This window comes from Serratia sp. JSRIV002, from assembly GCF_019968725.1.
Classification (GTDB): Bacteria; Pseudomonadota; Gammaproteobacteria; order Enterobacterales; family Enterobacteriaceae; genus Chania; species Chania fonticola_B.
In genome coordinates, this window is the sequence record NZ_CP074143.1 from 5,832,201 (window position 1) to 5,848,212 (window position 16,012).

Annotated in this window: 15 protein-coding genes; 12 read left to right on the plus strand and 3 right to left on the minus strand. The window is 56.4% G+C overall.

The genetic code is table 11. The features are described 5' to 3' along the window. The first annotated feature begins 78 nt into the window (after positions 1-78). The 7 genes from priA to rraA all read left to right on the plus strand — a co-directional run bounded on the left by priA (position 79) and on the right by rraA (position 8,293). Complete coding sequence (priA, locus tag KGP26_RS27325) at positions 79-2,274, plus strand: primosomal protein N' (RefSeq protein WP_179248757.1); 2,196 nt, start codon at positions 79-81, stop codon at positions 2,272-2,274. A gap of 280 nt (positions 2,275-2,554) precedes the next feature. Continuing rightward, complete coding sequence (gene cytR / locus KGP26_RS27330; protein WP_024482873.1) at positions 2,555-3,583, plus strand: DNA-binding transcriptional regulator CytR; 1,029 nt, start codon at positions 2,555-2,557, stop codon at positions 3,581-3,583. Positions 3,584-3,778: 195 nt separating this feature from the next. Next, complete coding sequence (gene ftsN, locus KGP26_RS27335) at positions 3,779-4,708, plus strand: cell division protein FtsN (protein WP_037376434.1); 930 nt, start codon at positions 3,779-3,781, stop codon at positions 4,706-4,708. A gap of 102 nt (positions 4,709-4,810) precedes the next feature. Then, positions 4,811-5,341, plus strand: a complete 531-nt coding sequence (hslV, locus tag KGP26_RS27340) for an ATP-dependent protease subunit HslV (RefSeq protein WP_021807222.1) — start codon at positions 4,811-4,813, stop codon at positions 5,339-5,341. A 12-nt stretch (positions 5,342-5,353) separates the two neighbouring features. Next, positions 5,354-6,688, plus strand: a complete 1,335-nt coding sequence (gene hslU / locus KGP26_RS27345; RefSeq protein ID WP_021807223.1) for an HslU--HslV peptidase ATPase subunit — start codon at positions 5,354-5,356, stop codon at positions 6,686-6,688. Positions 6,689-6,785: 97 nt separating this feature from the next. Next, entirely contained in the window at positions 6,786-7,703 is a 918-nt protein-coding gene (locus KGP26_RS27350) for a 1,4-dihydroxy-2-naphthoate polyprenyltransferase (RefSeq protein WP_021807224.1), read from the plus strand. Positions 7,704-7,807: 104 nt separating this feature from the next. After that, positions 7,808-8,293 (plus strand): ribonuclease E activity regulator RraA, encoded by a 486-nt coding sequence (gene rraA / locus KGP26_RS27355; protein WP_021181888.1) that lies wholly within the window; start codon positions 7,808-7,810, stop codon positions 8,291-8,293. A 54-nt stretch (positions 8,294-8,347) separates the two neighbouring features. Here rraA and zapB read toward each other — a convergent pair whose 3' ends face one another. Then, positions 8,348-8,587, minus strand: coding sequence for a septal ring assembly protein ZapB (gene zapB, locus KGP26_RS27360; RefSeq protein ID WP_021181887.1), 240 nt, complete (start codon positions 8,585-8,587; stop codon positions 8,348-8,350). A gap of 521 nt (positions 8,588-9,108) precedes the next feature. Here zapB and KGP26_RS27365 point away from each other — a divergent pair. The 3 genes from KGP26_RS27365 to glpX all read left to right on the plus strand — a co-directional run bounded on the left by KGP26_RS27365 (position 9,109) and on the right by glpX (position 12,638). After that, positions 9,109-9,954 (plus strand): MIP/aquaporin family protein, encoded by an 846-nt coding sequence (locus tag KGP26_RS27365; RefSeq protein ID WP_021807225.1) that lies wholly within the window; start codon positions 9,109-9,111, stop codon positions 9,952-9,954. Positions 9,955-9,997: 43 nt separating this feature from the next. Further along, a complete protein-coding gene (gene glpK / locus KGP26_RS27370) occupies positions 9,998-11,506 on the plus strand; it encodes a glycerol kinase GlpK (RefSeq protein ID WP_021181885.1) in 1,509 nt (502 codons plus the stop codon). Positions 11,507-11,627: 121 nt separating this feature from the next. Further along, positions 11,628-12,638, plus strand: a complete 1,011-nt coding sequence (gene glpX, locus KGP26_RS27375; protein ID WP_059199387.1) for a class II fructose-bisphosphatase — start codon at positions 11,628-11,630, stop codon at positions 12,636-12,638. A 32-nt stretch (positions 12,639-12,670) separates the two neighbouring features. Here glpX and emrD read toward each other — a convergent pair whose 3' ends face one another. After that, positions 12,671-13,855, minus strand: a complete 1,185-nt coding sequence (gene emrD / locus KGP26_RS27380) for a multidrug efflux MFS transporter EmrD (protein ID WP_021807226.1) — start codon at positions 13,853-13,855, stop codon at positions 12,671-12,673. Positions 13,856-14,163: 308 nt separating this feature from the next. Here emrD and KGP26_RS27385 point away from each other — a divergent pair, with 308 nt between their 5' ends. Further along, positions 14,164-14,787: a metalloregulator ArsR/SmtB family transcription factor gene (locus KGP26_RS27385; protein ID WP_021807227.1), complete on the plus strand. Its 624-nt coding sequence runs from the start codon at positions 14,164-14,166 to the stop codon at positions 14,785-14,787. 4 nt (positions 14,788-14,791) lie between these two features. Next, entirely contained in the window at positions 14,792-15,538 is a 747-nt protein-coding gene (gene fpr, locus KGP26_RS27390) for a ferredoxin--NADP(+) reductase (protein ID WP_021807228.1), read from the plus strand. 1 nt (position 15,539) lies between these two features. On the opposite strand, the gene KGP26_RS27395 is transcribed toward fpr, so the two are convergent. After that, positions 15,540-15,959: a DUF805 domain-containing protein gene (locus KGP26_RS27395; protein ID WP_021181880.1), complete on the minus strand. Its 420-nt coding sequence runs from the start codon at positions 15,957-15,959 to the stop codon at positions 15,540-15,542. Positions 15,960-16,012 lie beyond the last annotated feature (53 nt).

A 16,012-nucleotide genomic window follows, 5' to 3' on the forward strand; every position in this document is an offset into this window, starting at 1 on the left:
GTAGCGCGCAATCGGATCCGTACATTTGCCAGCCTACCGTGTAAACTAGCCAACACTTTTTTCTACCTGGACAGCCACATGCCTGTTGTACACGTTGCTCTACCGGTTCCCCTTGCCCGCACCTTCGATTATCTGCTGCCCGCAGGCCTGCAGCCGGTCATCGGCGCGCGAGTCAGTGTGCCTTGGGGAAAGCAACGGGCGATAGGCATCATCACCGGCAGCAGCGAGACCAGTGAACTGCCGCTGGAAAAGCTCAAGCCCATCGATGGCCTGCTGGATAACGACTCGCTGTTCACCACCAGCCTGTGGCGCATCCTGCTGTGGGCCAGCGAATACTACCATTACCCGATCGGTGAAGTGTTGTTCCATGCGCTGCCCATTCTGCTGCGTCAGGGTAAGCCCGCAGAAGCCGCCCCGCTGTGGCAATGGTTTGCTACCGAGCAGGGGCGCGCAACCCCGCCGGAAAGCCTGAAGCGTGCGCCAAAGCAGCAACAGGCACTGGCGGCACTGCTGCAACGCCCGGTGTATCGCCATCAGGTCAGCGAATTGGAGCTGACGGAAAGCGCGCTCCAGGCGCTGCGGGCCAAAGGCTTGATCGACCTGCGTTCGCAAACTGTGGCAACGCAGGATTGGCGGCCAGGCTTTGCCGTGCTCGGCGAACGATTGCGGCTCAATACCGAGCAGGCCACCGCCGTGGGCGCTATCCGCAGTGAAGACGAGCAGTTTGCCGCCTGGCTGCTGGCCGGGGTCACCGGCTCCGGCAAAACAGAGGTTTACCTCAGCGTGCTGGAAAATATCCTGGCGAAAGGTAAGCAGGCGCTGGTGTTGGTGCCGGAGATCGGCCTCACCCCGCAGACCATCGCTCGCTTTCGTGAACGCTTCAACGCACCGGTAGAAGTCCTGCACTCCGGCCTGAACGACAGCGAACGGCTGGCCGTTTGGCTACGCGCGCGCAGCGGTGAAGCCGCCATTGTGATCGGCACCCGCTCGGCGTTGTTCACCCCCTTCTCACGCCTTGGGGTGATCATCATCGACGAAGAACACGACAGCTCCTATAAACAGCAGGAAGGCTGGCGCTATCACGCTCGCGATCTGGCGGTATTCCGCGCTCACGCCGAAAACATCCCGCTAGTGATGGGCTCTGCAACACCGGCGCTGGAAACGCTGCACAACGTGCAGTTAGGCAAATACCGCCAGCTCAAACTGACCCAGCGGGCAGGCAACGCCAAACCGGCCAATCAGCATCTGATCGATTTGAAAGGCCTGCCGCTGAAGGTCGGGCTCTCTCAGCCTCTGCTGAAAAGCATGCAGCACCACCTGAAGAACGGCAATCAGGTGATCCTGTTCCTTAACCGCCGTGGCTATGCCCCCGCGCTGCTGTGCCATGAGTGCGGTTGGATCGCCGAATGCCAGCGCTGCGACCATTACTACACGTTCCACCAGCATCAACGCCAGCTGCGCTGCCACCACTGCGACAGCCAGCGCCCGGTGCCACATCAGTGCCCGCAGTGCGGTACCACCAACCTGGTTTCCGTCGGCGTCGGTACTGAACAGTTGGAGAACGAACTGGCTCCCCTGTTCCCGGAAACCGCCATTACCCGTATCGATCGCGATACCACCAGCCGCAAGGGATCGCTGGAACAGCATCTGGCCGATATTCACCGTGGCGGCCCGCGTATCCTGATCGGCACGCAAATGCTGGCCAAAGGCCACCACTTCCCAGATGTCACCTTGGTAGCGTTGCTTGACGTGGACGGCGCGCTATTCTCCGCCGATTTCCGTTCTGCCGAGCGGTTTGCCCAGCTTTATACTCAGGTTTCAGGCCGTGCCGGGCGGGCGGGCAAGCAGGGCGAGGTGCTGCTGCAAACCCATCACCCAGAGCACCCGCTACTGCAAATCCTGTTACAACAGGGTTACGACGCTTTTGCCAAGCAAACCCTGGCCGAGCGTAGCAGCGTCTTCCTGCCGCCCTACACCAGCCACATCATCGTGCGTTCGGAAGATCACGATAATCAGCAGGCACCGCTGTTCTTACAGCAGCTACGCAATCTGTTGGAAGCCAGCCCGCTGAAGGATGATTCGCTGTGGGTAATGGGCCCGGTTCCGGCACTGCAACCCAAACGCGGGGGTCGCTTCCGCTGGCAACTGTTGTTGCAGCACCCGTCCAGAAAACTGTTACAGCACCTGATAAAAAGCACGTTGCCATTGATTGGCACCCTGCCTCAGGCACGTAAAGTCAAATGGACGTTAGACGTTGATCCCATTGATAGTTGATTAAGAAAACTCTCAATTCCATGGTTAAAAGCAAACGTTTACACCACAATTTGCGAGCGAACACGAAAAAACCTTCCTGCGTCACACTTTTCATGCAAATTAGGTAACAAAAGCGGCCCGTAATCTGTTTAGAATGTCGGTGAAGGCATTTTTTCAGCCAGGCAATGGAATGCTTGAATGTGGATGACGCTAAAAATAACACCACCACCACTGCATGCCAGACTTTTTGAGCAAACTGAAGTAACCGCGTTAGCCGGGTGCTGACGCAAGGAGAAAGGCGTTGGAACACAAGCAAGAATTACCCATGGCGACCATGAAAGACGTTGCCGAAATGGCCGGCGTTTCCACGGCAACCGTGTCGCGTGCGCTGATGAATCCGGAAAAGGTGTCAACGCCAACGCGCCAGAAAGTGGAACAGGCCGTGCTGGCCGTGGGTTACTCCCCTCATGCCCTGACACGCAATATCAAACGCAATGAATCCCGCACTATCCTGGTGATCGTCCCGGACATCTGCGATCCGTTTTTTGCCGACGTGATCCAGGGGATCGAACAAACGGCAGCGCAGCAGGGTTACCTGGTGCTGATCGGCGACTGTGCGCAGCAGAACCAACAGGAACGCACCTTCGTTAACCTGATCATCACCAAACAAATCGATGGCATGCTGCTGCTCGGCTCCAACCTGCCTTTCGACGCCAGCAAGGAAGAGCAACGCAACCTGCCGCCAATGGTAATGGCCAACGAGTTTGCACCGGAGCTGGAACTGCCAACGGTACATATCGACAACCTGACCGCCGCGTTTGAAGCCGTACATTATCTGCATCAGCTTGGCCATAAACAGATCGCCTGTATCGCCGGGCCAGAACAGATGCCGCTGAGCCATTATCGGTTGCAAGGCTACATTCAGGCGCTACGCCGTAATGGCATTACCGTCGAAAGCAGCTATATTACCCGGGGTGACTTCACCTACGAAGCCGGTGCGCAGGCGTTAGCCTCACTGATGGCGCTGCCGAAACCGCCAACGGCGGTCTTTTGTCACAGCGACGTCATGGCGATCGGCGTATTGTCCCAGGCGAAAAAGCTGGGCTTGCGTGTACCGCAGGATCTGTCGATTGTCGGCTTTGACGATATCAAGCTGGCGCAGTATTGCGATCCGCCACTGACCACCGTGGCACAGCCCCGCTTCCAGATTGGTCAGCAGGCGATGTTGCTGCTGCTGGAACAGTTGCATGGGCAAACCGTGAACAGCGGTTCCCGGTTACTGGACAGTGAATTGATCATCAGAGGCAGCACCGCGGCCCCTAAACGCTAGTCAAATATTTTTGGGTTAAGTAACATGGCTGACCCAGCGCCGGCCAAACCGGCGTAATGATCATTGTTGTGGTCATTTTGCCAGAACCGCTCCCCGGAGCCTGCCTACACCTACAGGGCAGTAAGCTGATGCAAAATGGCCGATAAAATAGCTAGAGGATAGGTTTTAACCTCATCACGACACAGCGGAATTATAGTGGCACAGAGAGACTATGTAGGCCGCGGGCGCTCAGGAGCAGCGCGGCGCAAGACCCCCAGCCGTAAAAAACGCAGTTCTCCAAAGGTATCCAAAACCGTGGTGGCGCTTGCCGTCGCCATTCTGGTTGTCTTTATCGGTGGTCTTTATTTCATTACCCACAACAAACCGGATGAAACGCCGATGTTGCCTACGCATGGCACACGCCCGGGCAACGGTCTGCCACCGAAGCCGGAAGAGCGTTGGCGTTACATCAAAGAGCTGGAGAACCGCCAGATCGGCGTCAAGACACCTACCGAGCCAACCGCCGGGGGAGAGGTCAACTCCAAAACGCAGTTGACCGACGAACAGCGCCAATTGCTGGAGCAGATGCAGGCCGATATGCAGCAGCGCCCAACGCAACTGTCTGAGGTGCCTTACAACGATCCTTCACAGCTGCGTAACGGTGGGCGGCCACAACAGGTACAACAGCCGGTACAGCAGCAGATAGCGCCACCGGTACAGCAACAGCAGACCACTCAGCCTCGCAACCCGTTCAACAACGGCGCAGCACCCGTGCAGCAGCAACCGGTACAACAGCCGAAGCCGCAGGTACAGCAACCAAAACCCCAGGCCGTGACTCCGCAAGTGCAGACCCGTCAGCCAGAAGTGAAACAAGAAGTAAAAACGGAAGCGGCCAAGCCGGAAACCAAACCGGAGTCGAAGCAGAAGTGGATGGTGCAATGTGGTTCGTTCCGCGCAGCCGATCAGGCCGAGTCGGTACGGGCACAGCTGGCGTTTGAAGGGGTTGAAAGCCGGGTCACCGCAGGCGGTGGCTGGAATCGTGTGATGCTCGGCCCATACAGCAGCCGCGCCGCCGCAGACAAAACCCTGTCGCGCCTGAAAGGCATTGGCATGTCAAGTTGCATTCCCCTCTCCGTCGGGGGTTGAAAAGCGTCAATCTCCCCCCATCTATAGTCTCAATATGCCTCGCAGTCTCTGCCAACGCAGAGGCTGCGGGGACTTCTTTCCGTCCGCAACGAGGGTCTGCTCGTGACAACAATTGTAAGCGTACGCCGCAACGGCCAGGTAGTGATCGGTGGCGATGGCCAGGCCACACTGGGCAACACGGTAATGAAGGGCAACGTCAAAAAAGTCCGTCGCCTGTATAACGATAAAGTGATTGCCGGTTTCGCCGGGGGTACCGCTGATGCTTTCACCCTGTTCGAACTGTTCGAGCGTAAGCTGGAAATGCACCAGGGCCATCTGGTAAAAGCGGCCGTTGAGCTGGCCAAAGACTGGCGTACCGACCGCATGCTGCGCAAACTGGAAGCCCTGCTGGCGGTAGCCGATGAGAATGCCTCGCTGATCATCACCGGTAACGGTGACGTGATCCAGCCTGAAAATGATTTGATTGCGATCGGTTCTGGTGGCCCTTATGCCCAGTCTGCCGCTCGTGCGCTGTTGGAAAATACCGAATTAAGCGCCCGCGAGATCGTGGATAAATCCCTCAACATCGCCGGTGACATCTGTATTTACACCAACCATTTCCACACCATTGAAGAATTGCCTTCCAAAGCGTAAGGATCGAATACCATGTCTGAAATGACCCCGCGCGAGATCGTCAGCGAACTGGACAGCTACATCATTGGCCAAAACAAAGCCAAACGTGCCGTCGCCATTGCCCTGCGCAACCGCTGGCGCCGGATGCAGCTCAACGAGATGCTGCGTCACGAAGTGACCCCAAAAAACATTCTGATGATCGGCCCAACTGGCGTCGGTAAAACCGAGATCGCCCGCCGTCTGGCTAAACTGGCCAACGCTCCCTTCATCAAGGTAGAAGCCACCAAGTTCACCGAAGTGGGCTATGTGGGTAAGGAAGTGGACTCTATCATCCGCGATCTGACCGATGCTGCCGTGAAAATGGTGCGTCTGCAATCGATCGAGAAAAACCGCACCCGTGCGGAAGAGATGGCAGAAGAACGCATTCTCGACGTGCTGATCCCGCCGGCCAAAAACAACTGGGGCCAGGCCGAAGAGCAGCAAGAACCCTCTGCCGCTCGCCAGGCATTCCGCAAGAAACTGCGTGAAGGTCAGTTGGACGATAAAGAAATCGAAATCGATCTGGCTGCAGCCCCGATGGGCGTGGAAATCATGGCTCCTCCGGGCATGGAAGAAATGACCAATCAACTGCAATCGATGTTCCAGAACCTCGGTGGGCAGAAGCAGAAACCGCGTAAAGTGAAGATCAAGGAAGCCTTCAAGCTGCTGATCGAAGAAGAAGCGGCCAAGCTGGTAAACCCGGAAGAGCTGAAAGAGCAGGCGGTGGAAGCCGTTGAGCAGCACGGTATCGTGTTTATCGATGAGATCGACAAAATCTGTAAGCGCAGTGGCCAGAGCTCCGGCCCAGACGTGTCCCGCGAGGGCGTCCAGCGCGACCTGCTACCGCTGGTGGAAGGCTGTACGGTATCGACCAAGCACGGCATGGTGAAAACCGATCACATTCTGTTTATCGCCTCCGGTGCATTCCAGACTGCCAGCCCTTCCGACCTGATCCCGGAACTGCAAGGCCGTCTGCCAATCCGCGTTGAGCTACAAGCGCTGACCACGGAAGATTTTGAACGTATCCTGACCGAGCCAAGCGCGTCGCTTACCGAGCAGTACAAAGCGTTGATGGCTACCGAAGGCGTCACCATCGATTTCACCGCTGACGGTATCCGCCGCATCGCTGAAGCCGCCTGGCAGGTTAACGAAAGCACCGAAAACATCGGCGCACGTCGTTTGCACACCGTGCTGGAGCGTCTGATGGAAGATATTTCGTACGATGCGAGTGAAATTGGCGGCCAATCCATTACAATTGACGCCGAATACGTGCGCAATCATCTGGATGAACTGGTAGCGGATGAAGATCTGAGTCGTTTTATCCTATAATCGCTCTATCACTGTCCTGTCAGTTATCTTTGTGGGAGGCATTGCCTCCCACATTTATTTTTAACGGACACCGTCTTTTGACTTACTGAAGCGAAATATGAGCTCATCAACCACCACCACCCCGGCCAGAGCCTGGCTGGAAAGTTTACGACCACGAACCCTGCCATTGGCCTTTGCCTCCATCGTTGTCGGTTCCGCGATCGCCGCCTGGCAGGGCAGCCTGAAGCCCGGCGTGGCGCTGTTGGCTCTGCTGACCGCAGGTCTGCTGCAGATCCTCTCCAACCTGGCCAACGATTACGGTGATGCGGTAAAAGGCAGCGATAAAGAAGACCGTATCGGTCCGTTGCGCGGCATGCAAAAGGGCATGATCACCCAAAGCCAGATGAAACGGGCCTTGATGCTGACGGTAGTGCTGATCGCCATTTCCGGTTGCTGGCTAATCGCCGTCGCCTGTGAAAAACCCAGCGATGTGGTGGGCTTCCTGGTGCTGGGCGGGCTAGCGATTGTCGCGGCCATTACCTACACCGTGGGCACCAAACCTTACGGTTATCTGGGGCTGGGCGATATTTCGGTATTGGTGTTTTTCGGCTGGCTCAGCGTGGCAGGCACTTACTATCTACAGACTCACACTTTCGATAGCGTCGTAATGTTGCCAGCCACCGCCTGTGGTCTGCTCGCAGCGGCGGTGTTGAACATCAATAATCTGCGCGATATCGAAAGTGACCGCGCTAACGGCAAAAATACCCTGGCCGTCCGCCTGGGTCCACAGAATGCGCGCTATTACCACGCAACGCTGCTGATCGCCGCCGTGGTCTGCTTTGCCCTGTTTACCCTGCTTAACCTGCACAGCCTATGGGGCTGGCTGTTTGTGCTGGCCATCCCGTTTCTGTATCGCCACGGAATGCGTGTCTTACGTGACCCTACGGCCGTCGGCATGCGTCCAATGCTGGAACATATGGTCAAGGCCGCGTTGCTCGCCAACGTGCTGTTTGCGATTGGCGTGGTGCTCAGTTAGTTGAGACATGCGTAGCAGAACGCATCCTGGCACTGATGATTTTGCCAACGGGGCGAATAAAGGGATATACTGGTTATTCCAGCGGCAAACAGACGTAAAATCCTATGAAATACGATACTTCCGAACTTTGCGATATCTATCAGGAAGAGGTCAACGTAGTTGAGCCTCTGTTCTCCAACTTTGGCGGGCGTACTTCATTTGGCGGGCAAATCACTACGGTGAAATGCTTCGAGGATAACGGCCTGCTGTTTGAACTGCTCGAAGAAAACGGCCGTGGCCGCGTGTTAGTGATCGACGGCGGCGGCTCGGTACGCCGTGCCCTGATCGACGCGGAGCTGGCCCGTCTGGCGACTCAGAACGAATGGGAAGGCATCGTGGTTTACGGTGCGGTGCGCCAGGTGGACGATCTGGAAGAACTGGACATCGGCATTCAGGCGATGGCAGCAATCCCGGTAGGAGCCACCAGCGAAGCGATAGGCGAAAGTGATATCCGCGTTAATTTTGGCGGTGTGACCTTCTTCTCTGGCGATCATCTGTATGCCGACAACACCGGCATCATCCTTTCTGAAGATCCGCTCGATATCGAGTAACCGCAGAAAATGACAAAGGGCGCCTGAGGCGCCCTTTTCGTTGGAGCTAATGGATCAGACTTCTTCCATTTTACCCAGCAATGCGCGCAGGCGATCTTGCCACACGTGCTGCTCTTCTTTCAGCTGCTGGTTTTCACGCACCAGTGACTCGTGGTTACCCGCAGCACTCTGGACTTCCTGAGACAGGGAATTGTTTTTCTCTTTCAGCTCTTCAATTTCCATCTGCAACAGCGTGATGGTATCGATCGCCTGCTGAACTTTTGCTTCCAGTTTTTCAAATACTTCAAATGACATTCTTCAGTCCCCTCATGATAGCAAGGCGTACATCCATAAGTAGCGCCGCAACCTTAGCTGCAGCGACTGCGAATATGCTCGCGTAACCAACAGGCCCAACGCCTGTTTCGATAAAATCTTTCCCGCAATAAAAACGATTGTAAGTAGCCAGCCCCCCAGTGTCTAGCAACATACCGACCCAACGCGCACTCTGTTGCAATTTTCCTACCCTGGCTATCGGTCAAAGCTGAAAGTCACCGCTGCCAAACGGCAGGGTTGTTAACAAATAGAGACAAAATAACTGGTCAGATCACCGTTTTATGGCGCAGAAAGAACACCGAACAACGCGAATTCGCTCAATTTTATGACGAAGTACACACATTTTGATTTCGCTATTTCTCGTTTATGCTCGTTAACGATAAATTTACATCACATCCTCAACCGATAAGAGGACGTGAAGAAAAACTCTGTAGCTCAAGGCCACAACGCCAACGCGCCAAGCCTAGATAACCTATAACCGTCGTCTGCAGGACAATAATATTATGAGCCAAACCATCAGTCCGACCTTAAAAGGCCAGTGCATCGCTGAATTCCTCGGCACCGGTCTGTTGATTTTCTTTGGCGTAGGCTGTGTTGCAGCGCTGAAACTGGCAGGTGCCAGCTTCGGCCAATGGGAAATCAGTATCATTTGGGGCCTGGGGGTGGCGATGGCCATCTATCTGACCGCCGCCATTTCCGGTGCTCACCTGAACCCGGCCGTCACGCTCGCGCTGTGGCTGTTCGCCTGCTTTGATGGACGCAAAGTACTCCCTTACATCGTTGCGCAGATTGCGGGGGCCTTTTGCGCGGCAGCATTGGTTTACGGGCTGTATTACAGTCTGTTCTTTGATTTTGAAGCCGCCCACCAGATGGTGCGTGGCAGCAACGAAAGCCTCGAATTGGCCGGCATTTTCTCGACGTATCCCAATGCACATATCTCCGTTGGCCAGGCCTTCCTGGTAGAAACCGTGATCACCGCCATCCTGATGTGCCTGATCCTGGCACTGACAGACGACGGCAACGGCATTCCACGCGGCCCGCTGGCACCGCTGTTGATCGGTATTCTGATTGCCGTCATCGGTGCCTCTATGGGACCATTAACCGGCTTTGCACTGAACCCGGCGCGTGACTTTGGCCCGAAAGTGTTCGCCTACCTAGCGGGTTGGGGCAACGTGGCCTTCACCGGCGCTCGCGACATCCCTTACTTCCTGGTGCCTATCTTCGGCCCTATCGTCGGTGCAGGTTTGGGTGCCTTTGGTTATCGCGCGCTGATCGGTCGCCATCTGCCTTGTGACGTTTGCTTCGAGGAAGAGCAACCCGCCACTAAACCAGAACAACGTAAAGCGTGATTGGCACGGCTTTAAACGGTTAACCACAGTAGGACTCAAAATTATGACAACCGAAAAAAAATACATTGTCGCCCTCGACCAGGGAACCACCAGTTCACGTGCCGTAGTGCTCGATCACGATGCCAATATTGTTGCGGTTTCACAGCGTGAATTTACGCAGATCTACCCGAAGGCCGGCTGGGTAGAGCACGACCCGATGGAAATCTGGTCCTCACAAAGTTCCACCTTGGTCGAAGTGCTGGCCAAGGCCGATATCAGTTCGGACCAAATCGCCGGGATCGGCATTACCAACCAGCGTGAAACCACCATCGTCTGGGAAAAAGAGACCGGGAAGCCGATTTATAACGCGATCGTCTGGCAGTGTCGTCGCACCGCCGACATCTGTGAAAAACTCAAGCGTGATGGCCTGGAAGAGTATATCCGCCACAATACCGGCCTGGTGGTTGACCCTTACTTCTCGGGCACCAAGGTCAAATGGATCCTCGACCACGTCGAAGGCGCGCGCGAACGTGCCAAGCGCGGTGAACTGCTGTTTGGTACCGTCGACACCTGGCTGGTGTGGAAGATGACCCAAGGGCGGGTTCACGTGACCGACTACACCAACGCCTCACGTACCATGATGTTCAACATCCATGAGCTGGACTGGGACGATCGTATGCTGGAGGCGCTGGATATCCCACGCGCCATGCTGCCAGCAGTCCGCCCTTCTTCCGAAGTGTATGGCCAGACCAACATCGGGGGTAAAGGCGGGACGCGTATTCCTATCGCCGGGATCGCCGGTGACCAGCAGGCGGCGCTGTATGGCCAACTCTGCGTTCAGCCGGGTATGGCGAAAAACACCTACGGCACCGGCTGCTTCCTGTTGATGAATACTGGCAAAGAGGCAGTACGCTCCAGCCACGGCCTGCTGACTACCATCGCCTGCGGCCCACGCGGGGAAGTGAACTATGCGCTGGAAGGTGCGGTGTTTATTGGTGGGGCCTCTATCCAGTGGCTGCGCGACGAGCTGAAACTGATCAGCGATGCCGCAGACTCCGAATACTTCGCCACCAAGGTCAAAGACAGCAATGGCGTCTACGTGGTACCCGCCTTTACCGGCCTGGGTGCCCCCTACTGGGACCCGTATGCCCGTGGCGCCATCTTCGGCCTGACCCGCGGCGTCAACAGCAACCACATCATCCGCGCCACGCTGGAGTCTATCGCCTACCAGACCCGCGACGTGCTGGATGCTATGCAGGCCGATGCCAATACCCGTCTGCAATCGCTGCGTGTGGACGGTGGTGCGGTAGCCAACAACTTCCTGATGCAGTTCCAGTCCGATATCCTCGGCACCCGTGTCGAACGTCCTGAAGTGCGTGAAGTGACGGCGTTGGGCGCGGCCTATCTGGCCGGGCTGGCGATTGGCTACTGGAGCGATCTGGATGAGGTGAAGAGCAAAGCCAACATCGAGCGTGAATTCCGTCCGGGTATCGAAACTACCGAGCGTAATTTCCGTTACAGCGGCTGGAAAAAGGCCGTGGCTCGTGCACAAGCCTGGGAAGATCACGACTGATTCGTTTTACCCTGCAACAGCGCTGCCTTCGGGCAGCGTTTTTATTGCCTCGCCCTGCCAGCTCCCCCCTGTGGTAAACTTTGCCGATATTTTCTTCCCTTTTCTCACTGACAGGTTTGCCATGAAACGTGAATTAGCCATCGAATTTTCCCGCGTTACCGAAGCCGCCGCACTTGCGGGTTATAAATGGTTGGGGCGTGGTGACAAAAACGCCGCCGACGGTGCCGCCGTCAATGCCATGCGCATTATGCTCAACAGAGTGGATATCGATGGCCGGATCGTGATCGGTGAAGGTGAGATTGATGAAGCCCCGATGCTGTATATCGGCGAAAACGTCGGCACCGGGCTGGGCGATGCGGTGGATATCGCCGTCGATCCCATCGAAGGTACGCGCATGACCGCAATGGGGCAATCCAATGCGCTGGCTGTCCTGGCGGTAGGCGACCGCGGCACCTTCCTGCACGCTCCTGATATGTATATGGAAAAACTGGTCGTCGGCCCACAGGCGCGTGGGGTGATCGATCTCAACTTGCCGCTAGCCACCAACCTGAACAACGTCGCTGCCTGCCTGGGTAAACCACTGACGGAGCTGACGGTGATCACGTTGGCTAAACCGCGCCACGATGCGGTGATCGCAGAAATGCAGCAGCTCGGGGTGAAGGTTTTCGCTATTCCCGACGGTGATGTCGCCGCCTCGATCCTGACCTGTATGCCGGAAAGCGAAGTGGATGTGATGTACGGCATCGGTGGCGCACCGGAAGGCGTGATCTCCGCTGCGGTGATCCGTGCGTTGGATGGCGATATGCAAGCCCGCCTGCTGGCTCGCCATCAGGTCAAAGGGGATAACGAAGATAATCGCCGTATTGGCGAGCAGGAGCTGGCCCGCTGTAAAGAAATGGGCATCGAAGCCGGTAAAGTGTTGGTTCTGGATGAAATGGCGCGCAACGATAACGTGATCTTTGCCGCGACCGGGATCACCAAAGGCGATCTGCTGGAGGGCATCAGCCGCAAAGGCAATATGGCCACCACCGAAACCCTGTTGATCCGGGGCAAATCGCGCACTATCCGCCGCATCCGTTCGACCCACTATCTGGATCGCAAAGACGCAGCGCTGCACGAATTCCTGCTTTAATGCTCAGGGGCGCAGAGCGCGCCCCGTTTCTATCAGGCGGTATGTCCCTGATGCTGCATACGGCTCGATAGCGGCCACCAGCACAGCAAAATCAACAACGCCATGGCAAACATCAGCAAGCCAAGGCTGAACTGCCCGGTTTGCGGCAGCATGGCTGACAACCATGTCGCCAGTCCAGACCCCATATTCTGCATGCCGCCCACCAGAGCACCCGCCGCCCCGGCCAGATAAGGGAACGGCTCCATCGCACCGGTGGTCGCCAAGGGGAATAGCATCCCGGCACCGAAGAAGAACAACGCCGCAGGCACGATCAGCGTCCAGATATTCATCACCCCGAACCAACCAGGGATCCACATCATCAGCCCGGCCAACAGGCAACTGATCACCGAATGCCACATCAGACTGTGGAAGGATTTGCCGTCACGCCCGGCATACCAGGCACCAAAGAACGCCGCCGGGATCGGCAAGATAAACAGGATACTGACGGTCAAACCGCTCAGGCCCAACACCCCGCCCATCAACACGCCACAGCTGGCTTCAAAGACGGCGATACCGGCCAGAGCACCGATCAACATCACCAGATAGCAGCTGAAGGTGCCGTCCGCCAGCAGTTGGCGGAAGCTGGAAAGCATACGGCGTTTTTCCGTTTGCTGCGGCCGGGTTTCCGGCAACCAGCGGAACATGGCAAACGCTACACCGGCGCACAACACCAGCAGGAAGCCATAACAAGCCCGCCAGCCAAACATCATCGCCAATCCCCCGCCAATCACAGGAGCCAACAGCGGGCTGACCAGAATGCCCATATTCAGCAGGCTATTGGCATAACGTAGGGAAGTGCCTGCATACAGATCGCGCGGCATGGTTCTGGCCATCACGCCCGCCACGCCGGTGCCCATACCCTGAACCGCGCTGGCGGCTACCAACATCGATAGGCTGTTGGCCAGCAAAGCGCCCAAGGCACCAAGTAGGAAAATCATCATGCCAGCCAGGATCACCGGGCGGCGGCCAATGCGATCGGAAAGCGGTCCGTAGATCAGCTGCGAGAAGCCGTAGGTCAGCAGATAAGCCGCCATAACGCGCTGCACGGAGCCGGAGGGCACCGAGAGATCGCGGGCAATATCGGCGATAATTGGTACATAAATGGTTTGTGCCATCTGACCGACGGCAACCAGCAGGATCAGCATCACCAGCAGGTGGAAGTTCTCAACTTTTCTCATTATCTTCATTAACTTATTCAGTATTGCGACACTCAACCCCGCCCAATACCCCAGGGGGAACCACAGAGCAGCTTCTCAGCGACGCATAAGCTAACAAATCTGATTTTTTTAGCGAGTTTCGGGCAAATATAGATCGCCGTCACACTGGCACCTATCGCTACCAGTCTCGTAAATCAAACTGTACGTATCTGTTGTCATAACGGGAAAGAGTTAAAAATGATAAACTTGCATCAGATTAGCTTTAACACTTAATCGATAATTATTTCCATCAACTTGAAATAAGATACCGCCACAGGGATTTGGGTTTTATGAAAACACCAGAGCTGATTTTATTGCAGTTAAAAACCTTGGGTCCTCATTCTGCCAAAATGCTGGCAGAGCGGCTGGAAATCACGCCGATGGGGATCCGCCAGCATCTGCAATCCCTTGAACAACGTGAGCTGGTTTGCTACGAGGAAACGCGCGCCAAAGTAGGCCGCCCGACGCGTTACTGGTCTTTGACCCAACAGGGCCATGCCCAGTTTGCCGACGGACACGATCGGCTTTCGGCGATCCTGCTGGAGTCTGCACATGAGCTGTTCGGTGCCGAAGGTATAGAAAAGCTGATCCGGGCGCGCGAGGATAAACTCTATCACCGGTACGCCGATGAGCTGGCAGAGGAAGAAGACCATCTCAGCAAGCTCAACCGCCTGGTTAACCTGCGCCAGCGTGACGGCTATATGGCGGAACTGTTGGAAAGCCCGCAGGGCATGTTGCTGGTGGAAAACCACTGTCCGATCGGCGTGGCGGCCCATACTTGCAGCAACCTGTGCAACTCCGAACTGCAGCTGTTCCATCGCCTGTTTGGTAAAGGCTACCGGATAGAACGTACCGCGCATGCCATCTCCGGCTCACGACATTGTGCTTATTTGATCCGACCACGGGAGCGTTAAAAGTATGGCTGAATGGGTTAATGGCAAAGTGACAGGGGTACAACATTGGACCGATGGCTTGTTCAGCATCACCGTCAATGCCCCGATCGACAGTTTCACCGCCGGGCAGTTTGCCAAGCTGTCACTAGAAATAGGCGGCGAGCGCGTTCAGCGCGCCTATTCTTACGTTAATGCCCCCAGCGATCCCAACCTGGAGTTTTATCTGGTCACAGTGCCGGAAGGAAAACTCAGCCCAAGCCTCCATCAGTTGCAGCCCGGAGCGGAAGTGATGGTCACCAAAGAAGCCGCCGGATTCTTTGTGCTCGAAGAAGTGCCAGACTGCGACACCTTATGGATGCTGGCGACCGGCACCGCCATCGGCCCTTATCTGTCGATCCTGCAAGAAGGCAAAGATCTGGATCGCTTCAACAACCTGGTACTGGTGCACGCCGCACGATTTGCCCGCGATCTCAGCTACCTGCCGCTGATGCAGCAGCTGCAACAGCGTTTTAACGGCAAACTGCGCATTCAAACCGTGGTCAGCCGCGAAGAGGTGGCTGGCTCATTGACCGGGCGCGTTCCGGCTCTGCTGGAGGATGGGCGGCTGGAAGCGGCAGTTGGTTTGACCCTGGATGCCGAAACCAGCCATGTGATGCTGTGCGGCAACCCGCAGATGGTGCGAGATACCCAGCAAACGCTGAAAGAGAAGTACCAGATGCGCAAACATCTGCGCCGCAAGCCGGGCCATATCACCAGCGAGCATTACTGGTAGTTCAGCGGAATTTTACCGGTTCGGCCTCTGGCCCGAATCGGTTATCCCCTGGGGTGCCCAGAAAAGCCCCCAGATCGATCGCCATCATCACCACAATCAGCGTCGGAATAAAACGCCCCACGCCCCACTGCCAGACCGGTGCCAACATCTGCCAGTTACCGGCTGCCAATATCCACGCCAGGATCAACAGCAACGCCCACCAGCCCTTTTTATTGCGATCGTGCAGGCGCTTGACCAGCACCGCCGCCGTTGGCCACAGCAGCGCCACAATGCAAAAGGCGATGGTCTGGATCGCTACCACATCGTAGTTGGCCAGCGTGAAAGCCACCGCCATCAGCACTACCCAGACAGCCATCCAGATCCAGAAGTCGCGCCGCCCGATACGGCCCTTAAAGGAAAAACACCATTGCTGTAAGCTCATCGATTCATGCACTCTTGGCCTGCCCATATTCTGCGCCGCAGTGTAACATAGGC

Excerpts from the sequence above, each read along its gene's own strand:
- priA (WP_179248757.1), top strand. The coding sequence starts at position 79 with ATGCCTGTTGTACACGTTGCTCTACCGGTTCCCCTTGCCCGCACCTTC.
- hslU (WP_021807223.1), top strand. The coding sequence starts at position 5,354 with ATGTCTGAAATGACCCCGCGCGAGATCGTCAGCGAACTGGACAGCTAC.
- KGP26_RS27350 (WP_021807224.1), top strand. The coding sequence starts at position 6,786 with ATGAGCTCATCAACCACCACCACCCCGGCCAGAGCCTGGCTGGAAAGT.
- rraA (WP_021181888.1), top strand. The coding sequence starts at position 7,808 with ATGAAATACGATACTTCCGAACTTTGCGATATCTATCAGGAAGAGGTC.
- zapB (WP_021181887.1), bottom strand. The coding sequence starts at position 8,587 with ATGTCATTTGAAGTATTTGAAAAACTGGAAGCAAAAGTTCAGCAGGCG.
- KGP26_RS27365 (WP_021807225.1), top strand. The coding sequence starts at position 9,109 with ATGAGCCAAACCATCAGTCCGACCTTAAAAGGCCAGTGCATCGCTGAA.
- glpK (WP_021181885.1), top strand. The coding sequence starts at position 9,998 with ATGACAACCGAAAAAAAATACATTGTCGCCCTCGACCAGGGAACCACC.
- glpX (WP_059199387.1), top strand. The coding sequence starts at position 11,628 with ATGAAACGTGAATTAGCCATCGAATTTTCCCGCGTTACCGAAGCCGCC.
- emrD (WP_021807226.1), bottom strand. The coding sequence starts at position 13,855 with ATGAGAAAAGTTGAGAACTTCCACCTGCTGGTGATGCTGATCCTGCTG.
- KGP26_RS27385 (WP_021807227.1), top strand. The coding sequence starts at position 14,164 with ATGAAAACACCAGAGCTGATTTTATTGCAGTTAAAAACCTTGGGTCCT.
- fpr (WP_021807228.1), top strand. The coding sequence starts at position 14,792 with ATGGCTGAATGGGTTAATGGCAAAGTGACAGGGGTACAACATTGGACC.
- KGP26_RS27395 (WP_021181880.1), bottom strand. The coding sequence starts at position 15,959 with ATGAGCTTACAGCAATGGTGTTTTTCCTTTAAGGGCCGTATCGGGCGG.